The organism is Pseudomonas sp. Pf153 (assembly GCF_001269775.1).
GTDB lineage: Bacteria > Pseudomonadota > Gammaproteobacteria > Pseudomonadales > Pseudomonadaceae > Aquipseudomonas > Aquipseudomonas uvaldensis.
This window is the reverse complement of the sequence record NZ_LHVL01000025.1, coordinates 415,905-433,745: the sequence shown is the minus strand read 5'-3', so window position 1 is coordinate 433,745 and position 17,841 is coordinate 415,905. Positions and strand designations below refer to the sequence as shown.

The following is a 17,841-nucleotide window of genomic DNA, read 5'->3' as shown; positions in this document are numbered from 1 at the left end:
AGACCACAATAAGAGAGCTCCCATGTCGGCGAAAATCCCTTGGACGTTGTTGCAGGTCCTTACTTTTGTGCTGCTCGCAGGTTGCGGCGAAGAAGCCAGGCCTCCCGCATCTACTGTATTCACGGCCATGCCCGCCGACGCGGCGCTTGCCCAGATCTACGACAGCAGTTGCAAGCTCTGCCATGCCAACCCTGGCGCCGGAGCGCCCCTGACGGGTGACACAAATGCCTGGGCGCCCAGAGTGGCCCAGGGCGCCGACACCCTGCTGGACCACGCGATCAACGGCTACAACGGCATGCCGCCGATGGGGTTGTGCATGCACTGTTCCGAAGAGCAGTTCATGGCATTGATCGCCTTTATGTCCGGCCAACAATTCCAATAACAAGAAGATGGGTACCCAGGCATGACGATGAGTTATTCACGGCGCTGCTTGTTGAAGCAGGCGGGTGTTGTCGCCGCCTTCACGGCTCTGGGCAGCCAGGGCGCGCTGGCCGACCTGATGCGCGCCCCGCGCCTGATTCCCTGGCGCAACTGGTCTGGCGGGCAAAGTTGCCTTCCGGCAGCGCGCCTGGCGCCCAAGGATCTCGATGAGCTGGTGCAAGTGGTGAGCCGTGCCGAAGGACGGATTCGTCCGGTGGGCTCCGGCCATTCCTTCAGCGCGCTGGTGCCCACCGATGGGACGCTGCTGTCGTTGAGTTATTTCAGCGGTCTGCTGGATCACGACGCGGCGAGCCTGCAAGCCGAGTTCGGCGGTGGTACGCCAATGTCGCGCATGGGGCCGGCACTCAAGGCCATCGGCCAGGCACTGCCGAACATGGCGGACGTGGATTACCAGACCCTGGCGGGCGCGATTGCCACCTCGACCCATGGCACCGGCAAGGCCTTTGGCTCGTATGCGTCTCAGGTCGTTGGCTTGCAGATGGTGACCGCCCGTGGCGATGTGCTCGATTGCGATGCCAATCGCCATCCGGACGTCTTCAAGGCGGCCCGGGTATCGCTTGGCGCGTTGGGGCTGGTGACCCGCGTACGCCTGCAGAACCGTGCCGCGTATCGGTTGCGCGAGCGCCAATGGGTGGCGAAAACCGAAGAGTTGCTGGAGGACGTGGAAACCAACACCAGGGACAACCAACACTGGGAAATGCAGGTGGTGACCCATTCCGACTACGCACTGTCGATAGCCCTGAACGAAACCGAGGACCCGGCCACGCCCCCCATCAGCCCCGAAGAAGAGGGCGGCAACGAATTCGTCACCCTGATCGAAAAGCTCGACAAGTATGGCAGCGACTTTCCGGCCACACGACGGGCCCTGCTCAACAGCCTTCGGCTGGTGGCGGATTTTGACGACCGGGTCGGCGATTCCCATGACATCTATGCCAACGCCCGCACCGTGCGTTTCAACGAGATGGAGTATTCGGTGCCGGCCCAACACGGCCCGGCGTGCCTGCGAGAGATCCTTGCGCTGATCCGTGACAAGGACCTGCGCACCTGGTTTCCCATCGAATACCGTTACGTGCGGGCCGACGACATTGCCTTGAGCATGTTCGAGGGCCGCGACAGTTGTTCGATCTCGGTGCACCAGCATTACCAGATGGATCACCACAACTTCTTCGCGGCCATCGAACCGATCTTCTGGAAATACCAGGGCCGTCCGCACTGGGGCAAATTGCATTCGCTCAACGCCAAGGCGCTTCGGGCGCTGTATCCGCGCTGGAACGAATTCGCTCAGGTGCGCCAGGCCCTGGACCCTGACGGGAAATTTCTCAACGGACACCTTTCATCGATTCTGGGGGTGAGCTGATGGGCTTCAATCGTCGTCGTTTCCTCATGGGGACGCTGGGCACCGGGGCCTTGCTGGTGGGTGCCGGGGCTTGGCTACGGCCGACGGATCAAGGCAGCGGCTACAGCGATTATTTCCACCAACTGAACCGTGAACTCAAGGCCCATGGCCCCATGCGACCGGTCATGCTGATCGACCTGGATCGACTCGATCACAACATCGACGTGGTCAAGGCTTCGGTCCGACGCACCGGCAAGCAATTGCGGCTGGTGGAAAAATCCCTGCCGGCACCCGGGTTACTCGATTACATCGGTCGGCGGGCCGAGACCCGACGATTGATGTCATTCCACCAGCCATTCCTCAATCACGATGCGCGGCAGTTTCCCGAGGCCGATATTCTCTTGGGCAAGCCCCTGCCGGTGCGTTCCGCCGAGCTGTTCTATCGACTTCACAAAGGCGCGTTCGATCCGTCGCGCCAGTTGCAATGGCTGCTGGACACGCCCGAACGTCTCGAGCAGTACCGGGCCCTGGCCCAGGGGCTCGGCACGCGCATGCGGATCAATATCGAACTGGATGTGGGGCTGCATCGCGGCGGAGTGACCGATGACGGGGCGCTGGAGGCGATGCTCAAGCTGATCCGCGCTCACCCGGCGCAGCTGGAGTTCGCCGGATTCATGGGCTACGACCCCTTCGTCGGGATGGGTGTGCCGGAGCTGCTGGCGAGCCCGGAAACCCTGCTGGCCCGGGTCATGGCAATCTATAACGCTCGGGTGGATTTCCTCCGCTTGCGCTACCCCGACCTGTGGCACCCGAGCCTGACGTTCAACACCGCCGGCAGCCCAAGTTATCGCCTGCATGAGCGGGAAAACCTCAGCACCGAAGTCTCGGTGGGCACCGCCATGCTCAAGCCCAGCCATTACGATTTGCCGTCGCTGAGTGAACATGTACCGGCGGCCTACATCGCTACGCCAGTGTTGAAACGTACCGGCGCGGTGAATATCCCGGCGCTGGATGACACGTCGCGGATTTTTTCCTGGTGGGACGTGAACCAGCGCGCCACGTTTTTCATCTACGGGGGCAATTGGATGGCCGACCTCGAATCGCCCCCCGGCTTGAAGAGCAACGGCCTGTATGGCCGCAGCTCCAACCAGGAAATGGTCAACGGCTCCGAAGCAGTAGGGTTGGCGGTGGAAGACCAGGTGTTCCTGAGACCGACCCAGACCGAGTCGGTGTTGCTGCAATTCGGCGATCTGCTGGCGGTGCGTGGGGGAAGAATTGTCGAGACGTGGCCGGTCTACAGCTGACCGACAACCAGAGAGATAGAAGAGTTGCCACAGATCCAATGTGGGAGCGGGCTTGCTCGCGATAGCAGAGGTCCAGTCGACATCGATGTTGAATGTCAGTCCGCTATCGCGAGCAAGCCCGCTCCCACGGGATGAGTGATGTCAATCAGAGCTCAAACGGAATACTGACCTTGGCCCACAGCATTTCGCCCTCGGGCCGGTTTTCCACGTCGAATTCCTTGGCCCAGCGGATCTCGGCGCTGGCGTATTTGAGGAACGTCAGGTGCAGCGCCGGGCCGATGGCGAACACCTGTCCGCGCACGCCATCGTCCACATCCTGCCCGGCGAATTGCACGGTGCGTCCGTACTGTTTGTCGTCGGTGGTCTGCTTGAGGTAATAGCCGTTTAGGCCCAGCCGCAGGTTGTCAGTCACGCGGTAACTGACGGAATAATCGAAGTGGAAAATCTGCCCCGAACGGTAATCGGTGTCCTTGTTCTCGCGGTTGAAACTGTAAGTGGTCTTCATTGACACCTCGGTTCTTTCCGTGGGCAGCCAGGTGAAGGAGAACAGCGGCTTGTAGGTGTAGAAGTTGGTGCTGGTGTTGGCCAGGCGATCCGCGTCGTATTCGCCAGTCGGCACAGTGATTTCCACGGCGGCGGCCAGGGTCAGGTTCTTGCCCATGTCCCACAGCACGATGGGTGAAATCGTGGTGTCGCCCATGCTTTCGCGGGTGTCCTGCAGACCGAACACCGAGATTTCCTGCTTGAGCCAGGGCTGGGCGATATAGATGCCAAACCGTCCGCCTGCCACCCGCAGCGGGCTCAGGTAATCGATACGCGGGACCACTGCCGTGGATTCGATCTCCACATTGGGTACTTCACCGCCCAATGAACTGATGTTGAATTTCCGAGCCTTGTAATGGTTGTAATACAGGTTGAACGCGAACATGTTGTCCGGAAGGCTGTCGACCTCCAGCGGCAACACGAAAAAGCCGTCGGTGCCGGGGCCGATGTTATCGACACCGGTTTCGGTGGCCAGTGCCGGCAAAGCGCAAGCGCAGGCCAGGCCCAGGGTCATTTGCAAGGCGAATGTCGTGCGGATCGGGTTCATGGGGGAGCTCGTTATTATTGTTGGAGAAGCACCTAAAGTCCGAGCCATAGAAATAAGCCGTTCGTGACCGGTAGGGCAGGGTATTGGCGGCCACACAGGGGACTTGGGCGGCCACATTTTGTATCCCCCGTTGCATTGGCTCATGCTAACGTTCATGAAATAACCGGTTACAAAAACGCCTCCTAACGTGCCCCGGACCCGCCCATGCTCAAAGTCATCGACCCTACCTATGAACTGGCGCTGGTGTCGCCGTTCCTGCTGCAAACCCTGGCTGAAGTCGTGACGGACAAAGGCTTCGACGCGGCCGGCCTGTGTCGCGGGCTGGGGTTCGGTCTCGACGATCTACAGGATCCTGCGCAACGAATTTCCTATCGTCAGGCCGTCGTCATGATTCAACGGGCGCTCAAGCTGTTGCCCGACAAGGGCTTGGGATTGTGGGTCGGCGATCGCAACGTCCTGGGCACCCTGGGCTTGTTGGGGCATGTCTTGTCGCTGTGCGAAACCCTGCGCGATGCCTTCGCCCTGGGAGTGCGTTACCAGCACACCACCGGCGGAATCGCGGTGACCAGCGTCGAAGAAACCCCGGAGCGGATCATGGTCGAGGCGAGCTGCCGGCTGCCCTTTGCCGAGATCCAGGTGTTCGCGGTGGAGGAATTCTTCGCCAGCCTGATGGTTTATGGCCGGGCACTGGCAGGGTCGGATTTCAAGCCCGAAGCCGTGGAGTTCATGCATGCCGCGCCGTCCTATGCCCAGGAGTATCAGCGCATACTGGGCCCCGTCGTGCGCTTTGGATGCCGGCACAATCGCATGCTGATCGATGTCCGCTGGTTGGACCTGCGCCTGCCCAATCACCACCCGCTGGCCCTGCGTCAGGCCCTGGCTTTGCTGGAACAGGAGGCCGCCGAGGGGCATCAGAAGATCGACCTGATCCAGGCCGTGGAACGGGCGATTGCCCGGGACCTGACCCGGGGCAGCCACATCGAGAAAATCGCCGGCGATCTCAACATGAGCAGCCGCACCCTGCGCCGTCGTCTGACCGAACACAACCTGACGTTCGAAGCCTTGCTGGAGCAGGTGCGGCGCGGACGGACCCTCATCCTGCTGGCCAATCCCGGATTGTCCATCGAACGCATCACCGAGGAGGTGGGCTACAGCGATGTGCGCAGTTTCCGTCGGGCGTTCCGACGCTGGACCGGCATGAGCCCCAGCGCGTTTCGCAGTGAAGGGGCCGAGGCTCACAGCACGACCCTGTGAACTGACTGGCGGCGCTTGTCAGAAAAAACCGACAAGAGTACAAATGTACTCCATGACGACACTCACTCCCCGCCGCACCGCCATCCTGACCTTCATTCGCGAGCGCATCGCCGATCAGGGCCAGCCTCCCAGCCTCGCTGAAATCAGCGAGGCGTTCGGTTTTGCCTCCCGTAGCGTGGCGCGCAAGCATGTGCTGGCGCTGACCGAAGCCGGTTTTATCGAAGTCAATCCGCACCAGGCCCGGGGCATCCGATTGCTGAACCAGCCGCCGCGCCCGGAGCTGCTGGACGTGCCGGTGCTGGGACGGGTGGCCGCCGGCCTGCCCATCGGTGCCGATGCCGAGGTTCATGACCGCCTGATGCTGGACCCGGCGATATTCAGTAAAGCGCCCGATTACCTGTTGCGAGTCCAGGGCGACTCGATGATCGGCGACGGCATTCTCGACGGTGACCTGGTGGGCGTACAACGCACGCCTCAGGCTTCGAACGGGCAGATCGTGGTGGCACGGCTCGACGGTGAGGTCACCATCAAGCGCTTCGAGCGAGTCGGCGAACAGGTGCGTTTGCTGCCGCGCAACCCGGCCTATCAGCCGATCATCGTCGAGGCCGACCGGGACCTGGCGATAGAAGGGGTGTTTTGTGGCCTGTTGAGGCAAGGCTGATGGGAGCGGTCGTTGCGCTGGATACGCTGTTCAACGGCGGCCAGGTCTGGAAGGGCCGCCCTGCGCCGCCGGCCGCCAGCCCGCAACCCACCGGCCATGCCGCCCTGGACGCGGCGTTGCCCAGCGGCGGCTGGCCGGAGGCGGCGCTGACGGAAATTCTCCTGGCCGCGCCGGGCGTAGGCGAGTTGCAACTGGTGTGGCCGACCCTGGCGCGGCTGTCGGCGGCGCGGGAGCGGATCGTGCTGGTGGCGCCGCCGTTCGTGCCCTATCCCCAGGCCTGGCAGAACGCCGGGGTAGACCTGCGCCAGTTGTCGGTGATCCGGGCCGACGAGCGCGATGCCCTCTGGGCCACCGAACAGTGCCTGCGTTCGGGCAGTTGCGGCGCGGTCCTGTGCTGGCCTCGCCAGGCGGACGACCGGGCCCTGCGCCGCCTGCAAGTGGCGGCGGAAACCGGCCAGACCCTGGCATTCGCCTGGCGCTCGATCCAGGAAGCCGTCAACCCGTCGCCGGCCGCACTGCGCATCGCCATCGATGCCCGGCCCGGGCAATTGCGCGTGCTCAAATGCCGAGGTGGCTTGGCCCATTCCGGGCCGATTGCCTTCGCTACACCTGCATCACGAACCGGGTATTGAGGTTGCGATGCGCTGGGTCTGCATTCTTTTCCCGCAATTGGCGCTGGACGCCGCGCTGCGCCAGCGCCCCGATCCCGAGGAGCCCCTGGCGCTGCTGACCGGCCCGCCCCAGCGTCGGGTGCTGCAAGCGGTCAATGACTCGGCACGGGCCCTGGGTTTGCGCCCCGGCCAGACCATGACCGCCGCCCAGGCCTTGAGCAAAGGCTTTGCCACCGCCGAATACGACGCAGCGCAGATCGAGCGCTGGCAACAGTTCCTGGCGGCCTGGGCCTACCGTTTCAGCTCCCAGGTCAGCGTGCATTACCCGCGCACGGTGTTGTTCGAGATCGAGTCGAGCCTGGGCCTGTTCGGCCCCTGGCCGGTGTTCGAGGCGCGGCTGCGGGCCGAACTGACCGAGCTGGGGTTTCGTCATCGCATCGTCGCTGCTCCGAACCCGGTGGCGGCCCGGGTGCTCGCCAATGCCCACGATGCCTTGGTGGTGCCCGATGCCGAAACCCTGCAACAACGCCTGGCGCAGATGCCGGTGGACCGGATCGGCCTTGCGCCCGACGTCGCCACCGCATTGTCGCGCATGGGGCTGCGTTGCCTGGGGCAGGTCCAGTCCTTGCCCCGGCACACCCTGGCGCGACGCTTCGAAGCCCAGGTGCTCAAGCACCTCGATGCGTTGATCGGCAGCCGCACCCTGGCGCTGTCGTTCTACTTGCCGCCGGACCGTTTCGATGTGCGCATCGAACTCAATTACGACGTCCAGTCCCACCAGGCGCTGCTGTTTCCGTTGCGTCGATTGACGGGGGATCTGTCGGCCTTCCTGTGTGGTCGCGACAGCGGTGTGCAGCGTTTTGACCTGCACCTGGAGCATGCCGGGTTGCCGGACACCGTGATCAAGGTCGGCCTGCTCAGCGCCGAACGCGAGCCGTCGATGCTCTTCGAACTGGCCCGTGGCCGGTTGGAGCAGGTGCAGGTCGAGGCGCCGGTGCGTGGCTTTCGCTTGTGTGCCGAAGACCTGCCGAGTTTCGTACCCCAGCGTCTGGAATTGTTCGATGAGCGCCCTCAGCAATCCTTGCCTTGGGAGCAACTGCGGGAACGGCTGCGGGCACGACTGGGCGATGAGGCGGTGCAGGGCCTGGGTTTTCGTGATGACCACCGGCCTGAATGTGCCTGGCAGATGTCGTCCCAGCCCCAGCCCTGTCCCGTGCGCGCCGGTGTACAGCGTCCTGGCTGGTTGCTGGACGAATGCCAGGTCTTGCCGGAAGGCCAGGCGCGTATCCTCATGGGCCCGGAGCGTATCGAGACCGGTTGGTGGGACGGGGCCGACGTGCGTCGGGATTACTACCTGGTCGAAACCCGCGCCGGGCAACGCGGCTGGGCCTATCGACCGGTGGGCGAGGGCGGGCCGCTGTGGCTGCAAGGCTGGTTCGCATGAGCGTCGAATATGCCGAGCTGCATTGCCTGTCCAACTTCAGTTTCCAGCGCGGTGCCTCCAGTGCGCTGGAGCTGTGCCGGCGGGCCAGTCAACAAGGCTATCGGGCCCTGGCGATCACCGACGAATGCACGTTGGCCGGGATCGTCCGGGCGTGGCAGACGGCCAGGGAACTGAAACTGCACTTGATCGTCGGCAGTGAGATCCAGATCGAGAACGGTCCGAAACTGGTGTTGCTGGTGGAAAACCTGGAGGGCTATCAAGCCCTGTGCCGGTTGATCACCCGCGCCCGGCGTCGCAGCGAGAAGGGCCGTTATCGCATCGTGCGGGAGGATTTCGATGAACCCTTGCCGGGGCTGCTGGTGCTGTGGGTGCCTGACGAGAGCGCCGAGGAGCAGGGGCGTTGGCTCCAATCGATTTTTGCCGGGCGCTTGTGGTTGTCCGTTCAATTGCATTGCGGGCAGGACGACCGGCGTCGCCTGACCGACCTGCTGGCGCTGGCCGAGCACCTTGGGCTTCCCGCCGTGGCGACGGGCGACGTGCACATGCACGTACGTGGACGTCGCGCCTTGCAGGACACCATGACCGCCATCCGCCACCACGTCACGGTGGCCGAGGCCGGCCAGCGTCTGCACCCCAACGGCGAGCGGCACTTGCGCAGTCTCCAGGCCCTGGCCGATCTCTACCCTCGCGCATTGCTCGACGAGACCCTGGACATCGCTCGGCGTTGTACCTTCGACCTCGGCCAGTTGCGTTATCAATATCCTCGTGAACTGGTGCCGCAAGGGCATGATCCGGCGTCCTGGCTGAGAGAGCTGACCGAACGTGGCATCCGTGAACGCTGGAAAGGACGTGTGGAAGACAAGGTCCGGCGGCAGATCGACAACGAACTGGCGTTGATTGCCGAACTGGGCTACGACAGCTATTTCCTCACCGTACAGGACATCGTCAGCTTCGCTCGCAAGCAGAACATCCTTTGCCAGGGACGTGGTTCTGCGGCCAACTCGGCGGTGTGTTATGCCCTGGGTATCACCGAAATCGACCCGAGCCAGACCAACCTGTTGTTCGAGCGATTCCTGTCCCGGGAGCGCAACGAGCCGCCGGACATCGACGTCGATTTCGAACATGAGCGCCGGGAAGAAGTGTTGCAGTACGTCTTCCAGCGCTACGGTCGTCATCGGGCAGCGTTGACGGCGGTGGTCAGCAGTTACCACGGGGCCGGTGCGGTGCGGGACGTCGCCAAGGCCCTGGGCCTGCCGCCGGATCAGGTCAACGCCCTGGCCGATTGTTGCGGCCGCTGGAGCGACGAAGCTCCGCCGCTGGATCGGTTGCGTGAGGGTGGTTTCGACACGGACAGCCCAGTGTTACGCCGGGTGCTGAGCCTGACCCAACAACTGATCGGCTTTCCCCGCCATCTGTCCCAACACCCCGGTGGCTTCGTGATCAGCGAACGACCCCTGGACACCCTGGTCCCGGTGGAAAACGCTGCCATGGCCGAGCGCACCATCATCCAGTGGGACAAGGATGACCTGGATGCGGTCGGGCTGCTCAAGGTGGACATCCTGGCGTTGGGCATGCTCAGTGCGATCCGCCGTTGTTTCGACCTGATCGAGCGTTATCGGGGGCAGCGCTACACCCTGGCGGATTTGCCCCGTGACGATGCGGCCACCTACGAGATGATCAGCCGCGCCGACACCATCGGCGTGTTCCAGATCGAGTCACGGGCGCAGATGGCCATGTTGCCTCGGCTCAGGCCCAGCAAGTATTACGACCTGGTGATCGAGGTGGCTATCGTTCGGCCAGGCCCGATCCAGGGCGGAATGGTGCATCCGTACTTGAAACGGCGAAACGGGGAGGAGGCTGTCATCTACCCTTCGCCAGAATTGGAAGAGGTGCTTGAGCGCACCTTGGGTATCCCGCTGTTCCAAGAGCAGGTCATGCAGATCGCCATCGTTGCTGCCGATTACACGCCCGGCGAAGCAGATCAGTTGCGCCGTTCCATGGCTGCCTGGAAGCGCCACGGTGGTCTTGAGCCTCATCGGGAACGTCTGGCCGACAGAATGCGTAAAAACGGCTACAGCCCTGAATATGCCGCGCAACTCTTCGAGCAGATCAAGGGCTTCGGCAATTACGGTTTTCCCGAGTCCCACGCCGCCAGTTTCGCCTTGTTGACCTACGTCAGCAGTTGGCTCAAATGCCACGAACCGGCGGCGTTCGCCTGTGCCCTGATCAATAGCTGGCCCATGGGTTTCTACAGCCCGGACCAGATCCTGCAGGATGCCCGCCGGCATCGATTGCAGATCCGTCCGGTGGATGTGCGCGCCAGTGACTGGGATTGCAGTCTGGAGCCCCTGGAAGGCCGGCAACCGGCGATCCGCATGGGCTTGCGGCTGATCAAGGGTTTTCGCGAGGACGATGCCCGGCGCATCGAAGTGGCACGTCGGCAACGGGTTTTCCATGACGTGGCTGACCTGGGCGAGCGTGCGCAACTCGATGCACGGGCCTTGGAACAATTGGCCGATGCCGGTGCCTTGCGCGGCCTGGCGGGGGATCGTCATCGCGCCCGCTGGGAGGTGGCCGGGGTGCAAAAACAATTGGGCCTGTTCGCCGGTTTGCCCAGCCAGGAAGAGCCGCCTGTGATGCTGCCCAAACCGTCGGTCGGCGAAAATCTGTTCGCCGATTACGTCACGCTCGGTACGACACTGGGCCCCCATCCGCTGGCCCTGCTGCGTCCTGAACTGCGCGCCCGGCGTTGTCGCAGTTCGCGGGAATTGCAGGACGTGGAACATGGACGCAACGTCAGCGTCGCCGGTCTGGTCACCGGCCGCCAGCGCCCCGGCACGGCCAGCGGCGTGACCTTCGTCACTCTGGAGGATGAATTCGGCAACCTCAACGTGGTGGTCTGGCGCGACCTGGCCGAGCGCCAACGCAAAATCCTGGTGGGGTCGCAATTGCTCAGGGTCGATGGACGCTGGGAAAGCGTCGGCGAAGTGCGCCACCTGATCGCCGGACGCTTGAGCGACCTGACCGGGCTGTTGGCAGGCATCAACGTACGCAGTCGCGATTTTCGTTGACCCAAGCCTGCTCGCGATGGCGGTGTGTCTGTGCCCATGGATTCTGACTTTACTGCCATCACCATGGCTTGAACATGAAACCAAACGCCAACCCCATGCTCGAAGCTCTGAACACAAGAAGTTCGCAAGCCGATTTCCCGGCAGGTATTCGAGGTTCAGAGTCGACCCATGCAGTTCTTATCCCAGCACTACGGGTGTCCCGGTTGGGGCGGTGAAATGGCCCGGCGTATCCGCTCGTACGATTGGAGCCAGACTGAACTGGGCGCTATCGAACACTGGTCCGCCAGCCTTCGCAGTGCCGTCCAGATGTTGCTGGCTTCGCCCTTGCCGATGGTCATGTTGTGGGGGCGCCAGGGCTTCATGATTTACAACGACGCCTACGCCGAGTTTGCCGGCGGGCGTCACCCCTATCTGTTGGGATGCGCGGTGGAACTGGGTTGGCCGGAGGTGGCCGAGTTCAACCGTCACGTGTTGGACGTCTGCCTGGCCGGTGGCACTCTGTCCTATCGCAGCAAGGAGCTGGTGCTGCTGCGCAATGGCAAGCCCGAAGATGTGTGGATGGACCTGTTCTACAGCCCCGTGCCCGACGATGACCAGGCCCCGGCCGGTGTGCTGGCGATTGTCGTGGAAACCACCGGACTGGTTTTGTCCGAGCGAGCGCGCCAGGAGGCGGAGCGCAGTTATCGTGCCGTCAACGAGCGTATTCAGTTGGCCCTTTCCGCCGGGCCTTTGCTGGGTTCGTTCGTCTGGGACATCCAATCCGATACGCTGTCGGGCGATGAGCGTTTCGCCCGTACCTTCAACTACCCACCGGACACGTCGCTGGATGCGCTGCCCATCGAGGTCGCCCGCCAGCGCATTCATCCCGACGACCTGAATGAGCTCAACCAACGGATCGAGCTGACCTTGCGCACGGGCGGCCCTTTCAATGCCGAGTATCGGGTTCGTCGATCTGGGGATGACGATCTATGGGTACAAGCCAGTGGCCGGTGCGAGTTCGATGCGGCGGGCAGGCCCTTGCGTTTCCCTGGCGTGCTGATCGACATCAACGAGCGCAAGACTGCCGAAGCGTCGCTGCTCAGGTTTACCCGAGACCTGGAGCAACGGGTAGCCGATGAGGTCCAGGCGCGGTTGGCGGCCGAGGAGCAGTTGCGTCAATCGCAGAAACTGGAAGCCATTGGCGGGCTCACCGGCGGCGTGGCCCATGACTTCAACAACCTGTTGCAAGTGATCGCCGGCAACCTGCATTTGCTGGCGCGCCACGAACCGGACAACCGTAACGTGCAGCGGCGGGTCAGTGCTTCCATTGAAGCCGTGGAGCGGGGCGCCAAGTTGTCCTCGCAACTGTTGGCGTTCGCTCGTCGCCAGCCGTTGTCGCCGATGGTCTACAACCCGTGGCGCATTTTCGATGGTCTGGTCGAATTGCTGCAGCGGGCCTTGGGCGAGACCATCCGGATCGAAGTGACCTTGCCCGACGATCCCTGGTGCATCCACGTGGATCGCAATCAGTTGGAAAACGCGCTGTTGAACCTGGCGATCAACGCCCGCGATGCCATGGGCGGCGAGGGCACCATCCGCATGGTCGGCGAGAACATCGTGCTCGATGAGTCGGACTGTGCCGGCAAGGGCATCCCGGCAGGTGATTATGTGCGACTGTCGGTGATCGATAGCGGCGCAGGCATGCCGCCCGATGTACTGAATCAAGTGTTCGAACCGTTTTTCACCACCAAGACCGACGGCCAGGGTACCGGCCTGGGACTGAGCATGGTGTTCGGGTTCGTCAAGCAGAGCGGCGGTCATATCGAGATAACCAGCGACGTAGGCGAGGGCACGCGGGCGCAGATGTATTTCCCCCGCAGCCACAAGCCAGAAACCGGGGAACAAATACACTGTCACCCACTGGCACCTGGCAAGCATGAGACGATCCTGGTGGTGGAGGACAACGACGACGTGCGTGGTGCATCGGTAGAGCTGCTGGAACAGGCGGGTTATCGAACCATCACGGCCCCCAACGCCGACGTGGCCATGAAGTTGCTGCTCGAAGGCGCCTCGGTGGACCTGATTTTTACTGACGTGGTCATGCCCGGTCTGATCAAGAGTTCGGACCTGGAGGCGTGGGCGAAGGTACAGACCCCGCCGGTACCGGTGCTGTTCACCTCGGGTTACACCCGGGACATCATCTCCCGCAACCACCAGTTGAGCCCGGACACTCATCTGCTGAGCAAACCCTACGGGCCGGACGCCCTGACGCAGATGGTCAGGGCGGTGCTCAACGGCTGATCGCGGGCTCAAACAAATGGAACCGAAGCTGCAAGGCTCCCTTCGAATGATCAAGGCCGGTCATCGCGCCGGCCCCTGTCAAGAGCCCCTGTCGGGAAGAGGTGTCCATGAACGACAAGCCTGCAAACACTCAGCATCAAGGTCAGACGCAGACCTCATCACCGCGTAACGACCCGGCTATCGATCCCCAGGTGCCGGGTGCCAGTCCGGTCGGCCCGGCGGGAGCGGACCAGGCGCAGAGCGCTGCCGAGGAGGTCGATCAGAAACAACATCACCACGAGAACGACAATACCTTCAGCCCGGGCTTCAAGCCCGATCCAGACCGGCCGAAATCGGGTGACAGTACCGACGCCGATATCGACACCGACGGCGGTTGATGGCATCACGCAAAAAGGGTCGTCCTCCTGGGACGACCCTTTTTTACTCACGATGCAGGTAGCAAAACGTTATTTGCTGGGATGAGCGGCCTGGAGTTTCTTGGCCATTTCCAAATGTTCTTGCAGGTGCGGCAACATCTTCTGAGCGAACGCCTTGAGCTCAGTGTTGCCCGCTTTCTTGTCGTCCGTCACGGTCTCGGCTTCTTTCTTGAACAAGGCGATGGTTTCTTCGTGGGCCTTGACCTGATTGTTCGCATAGGCGGCATCGAAGGATTCGTCGCGTACTTCGAGGATCTTGGCCTTGGCCTTCTTCATCAGCGTGGTTTCGTCCGGTACTTCGATGTGGTGTTGTTTGGCCAGCGACATCAGTTCCTGGTTGGCCTTGGTGTGGTCGGTGATCATTGTGTTGGCGAATGCTTTCACATCCGCCGAGGCGCTTTTTTCCAGGGCCAATTTGCTGGTTTCGATTTCCGCAATGCCACCGACCGCGGCGTCGTCGACGAAGTCGTTGGAACTCGCGGCCCAAGCCATGCCCATGCTGGTACTCAGGGCTACTGCCAGGCCGAGTCGGCGCAGGGTAATTCCGTCCATTGGTCAATCTCCATACAGGTTGTACGAACAGTTTGTACGCGTGATTCTTGGTATCACTGTTCAATGGAGGACGGCGTGCGGGCAAAGGTTTGATTGGAAAGCGCTGCGGTACGACGAACGGTCACCGCTGGTCGGATTGACGGTCGACAGAACCCCGTTGGCGAGGCCATCCTGATAATTGACGAGCCCCGTCAAGGTGCTTGCCACCGAACCACCAAAGGAGGTGTTCCATGCCGGTGCCCCATGATTTGTCCCAGGATCTCAACTTCACCAAGGACGAGATCCAGCAAAAGCGCAGCGAGAATCCAAGACTGGATTCATTACTCCAAAAATACTCCCAACTCGATGCCGAGGTCGTAGAGGCCGAGAAGCCGACATCCGCGGGAATGCCTGACGCTGCCCTGGAGACACTCAAGAAGGAGCGGTTGATGATCAAGGACCAAATCGTGCTGCACCTGAAGAAATAAACGGGTGGCGAGGGTCATCCCACAGGGCCGCGAGCGGCCCTTTCAACGGTTTTTCCAGGGGCGATCAGCTCAACGGGTCCCAGCGCTGGGACCAGTCGCTGCCGCTCCTGATGATGGCTCGCAGCACTTCGAACGCCTGTTGCAAGGCCGCTGAATCCCGATCCCGGGAATAAACCAGGTAAGTGGGGTAGTTGAATTCAGGTGCCTTGGGTACCCGTTCGAGAATGCCGCTGTCCAGGTAGCTTTGCACGACGCGCGTGCGGAAGTAGCCGCTGCCACCGTTTTCCAGGATGTATTGAAGGGCCAGTGGGCCCAGGTTGAAGGTCACGGCGGCCTTGGCTTTGTCCGGCAAGGCCGTGTCGTGCTGGCGACGGAAATCGCTGCTCCAGTCGATGTACACGTAGGGCTCGGGGCACGTGGCCAGGCGCACCAGGATCAGTTTCTCCTCCAGCAATTGTTCCACCTGCAGTCTTGGCCAGTACTCGGGTTGATACACCACCGCCGCGTCCAGCAGACCCAATTCCAGTTGCTGCAGCAGTTTTTCGCCATCGCGGATGTCCATCCGCAAGGCGTGGCCGGGGATTTTCTGGCGCAGTTCCCGGGCCCAACTGAGCATCAACGGGTTGCACAGGCTGACCTCGCCACCGATGTGCAGGACATTGCGATAGCCCTCGGGCAATGGCAAGTCCCGACGGGCCGCTTCCCAGGTCTGCACAAGTTGATTGGCGTAGACGACGAAGGCCTCGCCGTCTGGAGTCAAGCGTGCGCCGGCGCGATTGCGCACGAACAGCGCGCAGCCTAACTGGCTTTCGAGCTTCTGGACCCTGGCGGTGATCGCCGTTTGGGTGACGTGCAGCTTGTCAGCCGCGGCGGCGAGGCTGCCGTGGCGGACAATTTCCAAGAAGGTGCGGGCGAGGTCGATGTCCATGTTCAAGCCGATGCTGGGGAAGCGGGCATTGTAAGAGCTGGCTCGCCTCCCCGATACCGGCAGTCACTGGACGGCTTCGACCTGCGCCACCCGCGCCCATGGCGCAACCAGGCGCTCGGGCGTACGGCAGGCCTTGTGCTTGAAGACGAAGTGGCGACACTTCTCGGCGAAACCGCGGCGGTTGTCCACCATGTCGTGACGCATTTCCTTGAGCTCACCGTCACGACACGCCTGGATCGCCGGCAGGCTCCGTTCGGCCTTGCGGGTCCGGATGGCTTCATAGGCCGGATCGAGCCACGCGCCATTGGCCCGTTGCAGCAACCAAAGGCCGAATTCATCGAGGCAACGTGGGCCAATCTCCTGGACCATGCCGTAGCGCAGCGCCTGGCGTGCGCTGATGGGCAGGCAGTCCTGGGTGAGCTTCCAGGCCATGTCCGGGCCGACCGCGCGCGGCAGGCTGTAGGTCCAGTATTCGGAGCCGTACAGACCCATGGTCGCGTAGTGGGGATTGAGCACGATGTCGCTGCGCGCCAACACGATATCGGCGGCCAGGGCCAGCATCACACCGCCGGCCCCGGCGTTGCCCGTCAGCCCGCAAACCACCAGTTGCCGGGCGTTCAGCAACTCCAGGCAGACGTCATCGATGGCCTGGATATTGGCCCAGGCTTCCAGGCCGGGTTCGGTGGCAGCCTGGATCACGTTCAAATGCACACCGTTGGAAAAACTGCCGCGTCCGCCCCGGATCAGCAGGACCCGAGTATCCCTGGACTTGACCCAGCGCAGTGCGTCCACCAGGCGTCGGCATTGTTCGGTGCTCATCGCGCCGTTATAGAACTCGAACGTCAGCTCCCCGACATGACCGCATTCCCGGTAGCGAATGGGTTGGTAGGCCTCATCGCTGAAGGAATGCCGGGCCAGCGAGCCGTCGAGCACCGGGACATCGTCGAGTTGCCCCGCCAGTACGTGGCGCGCCGGTCGCTTGAAGTTCTGCTCGCCGGGTTGTGGCTTGCGACGCAGGGAACCGATCCACAGGCTCGCATCGCCGGTCGCCACCAGCACCGCATCGTCACGCACGGCCAGCAGCGTGCCGGGCAAGCCACGGCGGACATCCGCATGGGCGTCGTAGAGATAGAACTGGTCACCGGCCAGGCTTGCCAGCACGCCGGGCTGGCCGTCCGCGGCGTCGATGCAACGTTTGATGAATGCAGTGCTGTCGTGCCAACTGAAGGTCCGGTCGTCCTGGGTCATGTTCGGTTGCAGGCGGCCGATCACGTCACGACGGTTGTAATCCAGTGGTATCGGTGCGAAACCATTGGTGAATTTCTCCACCACTTCATGGATACACTGGATAGCCGCATCGCTGACCGGGCCGTTGTACAGCTCGGACTTGCGCAAACCCTCGGGCAGGTTGAACTCGCAGGTGGCCCAGACCGGCCCGGCATCCATCTCTTCTACCGCTTGCAGTGCCGTCACGCCCCAGCGTTCGACTTGCCGCATGATGGCCCAGTCCAGAGCGCTGGCGCCGCGATCGCCGACAATGCCAGGGTGAATGATCACCACCGGACGGCGGGGATTGCGCCACAACCGCTCGGGGACGCGGTCCTTGAGAAACGGGCAGATCACCAGGTCGGCGTCGCTTGCTTCGATTTGTCGACAGACCGAGTCGCTATCGGTGAACAGCACCACGCTGGGACGATGACCGGCTTCGCGCAGCGCCAGCCAGGCGCGTTGGGACAGGCCGTTGAAGGCGGTCGACAGAAGAATGATCTTCAGTGCAGGCATGGGTCTCTTTCCTTGAGATGAGCGGGCACAGGCTCCGAATGAGCCGTCCCTGGCCTTGATGGAGACGCCAAGTTAGCGGTGGAGGGATGAGGATGAACTGACGAGGATCAAGGTTGTGTGCCCTTGGGAGATTCGGAAGGGCAGAAACACGAATCCCGCCTCGGGGCGGGATTCGTTGGCAGCCGGGCAGCGCCCGCGAGGGCG

Annotated in this window: 15 protein-coding genes; 11 read left to right on the top strand and 4 right to left on the bottom strand. The window is 62.6% G+C overall.

The features are described 5' to 3' along the window. Positions 1 to 22 precede the first annotated feature (22 nt). From AD666_RS17110 to AD666_RS17100, 3 genes are all read left to right on the top strand, one after another. The gene (locus AD666_RS17110; RefSeq protein ID WP_053154365.1) at positions 23 to 382 is read left to right on the top strand and encodes a cytochrome c5 family protein; all 360 of its coding nucleotides are present in this window, start codon (positions 23 to 25) and stop codon (positions 380 to 382) included. Positions 383 to 499: 117 nt separating this feature from the next. Next, positions 500 to 1,798 carry a D-arabinono-1,4-lactone oxidase gene (locus AD666_RS17105; RefSeq protein WP_172679649.1) on the top strand — a complete coding sequence of 433 codons (1,299 nt, stop codon included), beginning with the start codon at positions 500 to 502 and terminating at the stop codon, positions 1,796 to 1,798. Positions 1,799 to 1,824: 26 nt separating this feature from the next. Continuing rightward, positions 1,825 to 3,081 carry a DSD1 family PLP-dependent enzyme gene (locus tag AD666_RS17100; protein ID WP_172679648.1) on the top strand — a complete coding sequence of 419 codons (1,257 nt, stop codon included), beginning with the start codon at positions 1,825 to 1,827 and terminating at the stop codon, positions 3,079 to 3,081. 145 nt (positions 3,082 to 3,226) lie between these two features. On the opposite strand, the gene AD666_RS17095 is transcribed toward AD666_RS17100, so the two are convergent. After that, the gene (locus tag AD666_RS17095) at positions 3,227 to 4,171 is read right to left on the bottom strand and encodes a transporter (RefSeq protein ID WP_053154356.1); all 945 of its coding nucleotides are present in this window, start codon (positions 4,169 to 4,171) and stop codon (positions 3,227 to 3,229) included. 204 nt (positions 4,172 to 4,375) lie between these two features. Between AD666_RS17095 and AD666_RS17090 the strand changes: the two genes are divergently transcribed. The 7 genes from AD666_RS17090 (at position 4,376) to AD666_RS17060 (ending at position 13,869) form a co-directional block, all read left to right on the top strand. Continuing rightward, on the top strand, positions 4,376 to 5,425 hold the full coding sequence (locus AD666_RS17090; protein WP_053154353.1) for an AraC family transcriptional regulator: 1,050 nt from the start codon (positions 4,376 to 4,378) through the stop codon (positions 5,423 to 5,425). Between the two features lie 43 nt (positions 5,426 to 5,468). Beyond that, the gene (lexA, locus tag AD666_RS17085) at positions 5,469 to 6,086 is read left to right on the top strand and encodes a transcriptional repressor LexA (RefSeq protein WP_053154350.1); all 618 of its coding nucleotides are present in this window, start codon (positions 5,469 to 5,471) and stop codon (positions 6,084 to 6,086) included. Next, entirely contained in the window at positions 6,086 to 6,718 is a 633-nt protein-coding gene (imuA, locus tag AD666_RS17080; RefSeq protein ID WP_053154346.1) for a translesion DNA synthesis-associated protein ImuA, read from the top strand. The genes lexA and imuA overlap by 1 nt, the downstream gene beginning before the upstream one ends. Before the next feature lie 7 nt (positions 6,719 to 6,725). Beyond that, complete coding sequence (locus AD666_RS17075; RefSeq protein ID WP_053154343.1) at positions 6,726 to 8,141, top strand: DNA polymerase Y family protein; 1,416 nt, start codon at positions 6,726 to 6,728, stop codon at positions 8,139 to 8,141. After that, positions 8,117 to 11,212, top strand: coding sequence for an error-prone DNA polymerase (locus tag AD666_RS17070; RefSeq protein WP_172679643.1), 3,096 nt, complete (start codon positions 8,117 to 8,119; stop codon positions 11,210 to 11,212). Before AD666_RS17075 ends, AD666_RS17070 begins: the two co-directional genes overlap by 25 nt. 168 nt (positions 11,213 to 11,380) lie before the next feature. Next, positions 11,381 to 13,492, top strand: coding sequence for an ATP-binding protein (locus AD666_RS17065; protein WP_082339822.1), 2,112 nt, complete (start codon positions 11,381 to 11,383; stop codon positions 13,490 to 13,492). Positions 13,493 to 13,599: 107 nt separating this feature from the next. Continuing rightward, entirely contained in the window at positions 13,600 to 13,869 is a 270-nt protein-coding gene (locus tag AD666_RS17060; RefSeq protein ID WP_053154337.1) for a hypothetical protein, read from the top strand. Between the two features lie 69 nt (positions 13,870 to 13,938). Here AD666_RS17060 and AD666_RS17055 read toward each other — a convergent pair whose 3' ends face one another. Continuing rightward, positions 13,939 to 14,460: a DUF4142 domain-containing protein gene (locus AD666_RS17055; RefSeq protein ID WP_053154334.1), complete on the bottom strand. Its 522-nt coding sequence runs from the start codon at positions 14,458 to 14,460 to the stop codon at positions 13,939 to 13,941. A gap of 230 nt (positions 14,461 to 14,690) precedes the next feature. Between AD666_RS17055 and AD666_RS17050 the strand changes: the two genes are divergently transcribed. Then, positions 14,691 to 14,927: a YdcH family protein gene (locus tag AD666_RS17050; protein ID WP_053154331.1), complete on the top strand. Its 237-nt coding sequence runs from the start codon at positions 14,691 to 14,693 to the stop codon at positions 14,925 to 14,927. 64 nt (positions 14,928 to 14,991) lie between these two features. Here AD666_RS17050 and AD666_RS17045 read toward each other — a convergent pair whose 3' ends face one another. Beyond that, positions 14,992 to 15,855, bottom strand: coding sequence for a LysR family transcriptional regulator (locus tag AD666_RS17045; RefSeq protein ID WP_053154328.1), 864 nt, complete (start codon positions 15,853 to 15,855; stop codon positions 14,992 to 14,994). Between the two features lie 63 nt (positions 15,856 to 15,918). After that, a complete protein-coding gene (locus AD666_RS17040; protein ID WP_053154325.1) occupies positions 15,919 to 17,637 on the bottom strand; it encodes a hydrogenase maturation protein in 1,719 nt (572 codons plus the stop codon). Between the last annotated feature and the right edge of the window lie 204 nt (positions 17,638 to 17,841).

Excerpts from the sequence above, each read along its gene's own strand:
- AD666_RS17110 (WP_053154365.1), top strand. The coding sequence starts at position 23 with ATGTCGGCGAAAATCCCTTGGACGTTGTTGCAGGTCCTTACTTTTGTG.
- AD666_RS17105 (WP_172679649.1), top strand. The coding sequence starts at position 500 with ATGCGCGCCCCGCGCCTGATTCCCTGGCGCAACTGGTCTGGCGGGCAA.
- AD666_RS17100 (WP_172679648.1), top strand. The coding sequence starts at position 1,825 with ATGGGGACGCTGGGCACCGGGGCCTTGCTGGTGGGTGCCGGGGCTTGG.
- AD666_RS17095 (WP_053154356.1), bottom strand. The coding sequence starts at position 4,171 with ATGAACCCGATCCGCACGACATTCGCCTTGCAAATGACCCTGGGCCTG.
- AD666_RS17090 (WP_053154353.1), top strand. The coding sequence starts at position 4,376 with ATGCTCAAAGTCATCGACCCTACCTATGAACTGGCGCTGGTGTCGCCG.
- lexA (WP_053154350.1), top strand. The coding sequence starts at position 5,469 with ATGTACTCCATGACGACACTCACTCCCCGCCGCACCGCCATCCTGACC.
- imuA (WP_053154346.1), top strand. The coding sequence starts at position 6,086 with ATGGGAGCGGTCGTTGCGCTGGATACGCTGTTCAACGGCGGCCAGGTC.
- AD666_RS17075 (WP_053154343.1), top strand. The coding sequence starts at position 6,726 with ATGCGCTGGGTCTGCATTCTTTTCCCGCAATTGGCGCTGGACGCCGCG.
- AD666_RS17065 (WP_082339822.1), top strand. The coding sequence starts at position 11,381 with ATGCAGTTCTTATCCCAGCACTACGGGTGTCCCGGTTGGGGCGGTGAA.
- AD666_RS17060 (WP_053154337.1), top strand. The coding sequence starts at position 13,600 with ATGAACGACAAGCCTGCAAACACTCAGCATCAAGGTCAGACGCAGACC.
- AD666_RS17055 (WP_053154334.1), bottom strand. The coding sequence starts at position 14,460 with ATGGACGGAATTACCCTGCGCCGACTCGGCCTGGCAGTAGCCCTGAGT.
- AD666_RS17050 (WP_053154331.1), top strand. The coding sequence starts at position 14,691 with ATGCCGGTGCCCCATGATTTGTCCCAGGATCTCAACTTCACCAAGGAC.
- AD666_RS17045 (WP_053154328.1), bottom strand. The coding sequence starts at position 15,855 with ATGGACATCGACCTCGCCCGCACCTTCTTGGAAATTGTCCGCCACGGC.
- AD666_RS17040 (WP_053154325.1), bottom strand. The coding sequence starts at position 17,637 with ATGCCTGCACTGAAGATCATTCTTCTGTCGACCGCCTTCAACGGCCTG.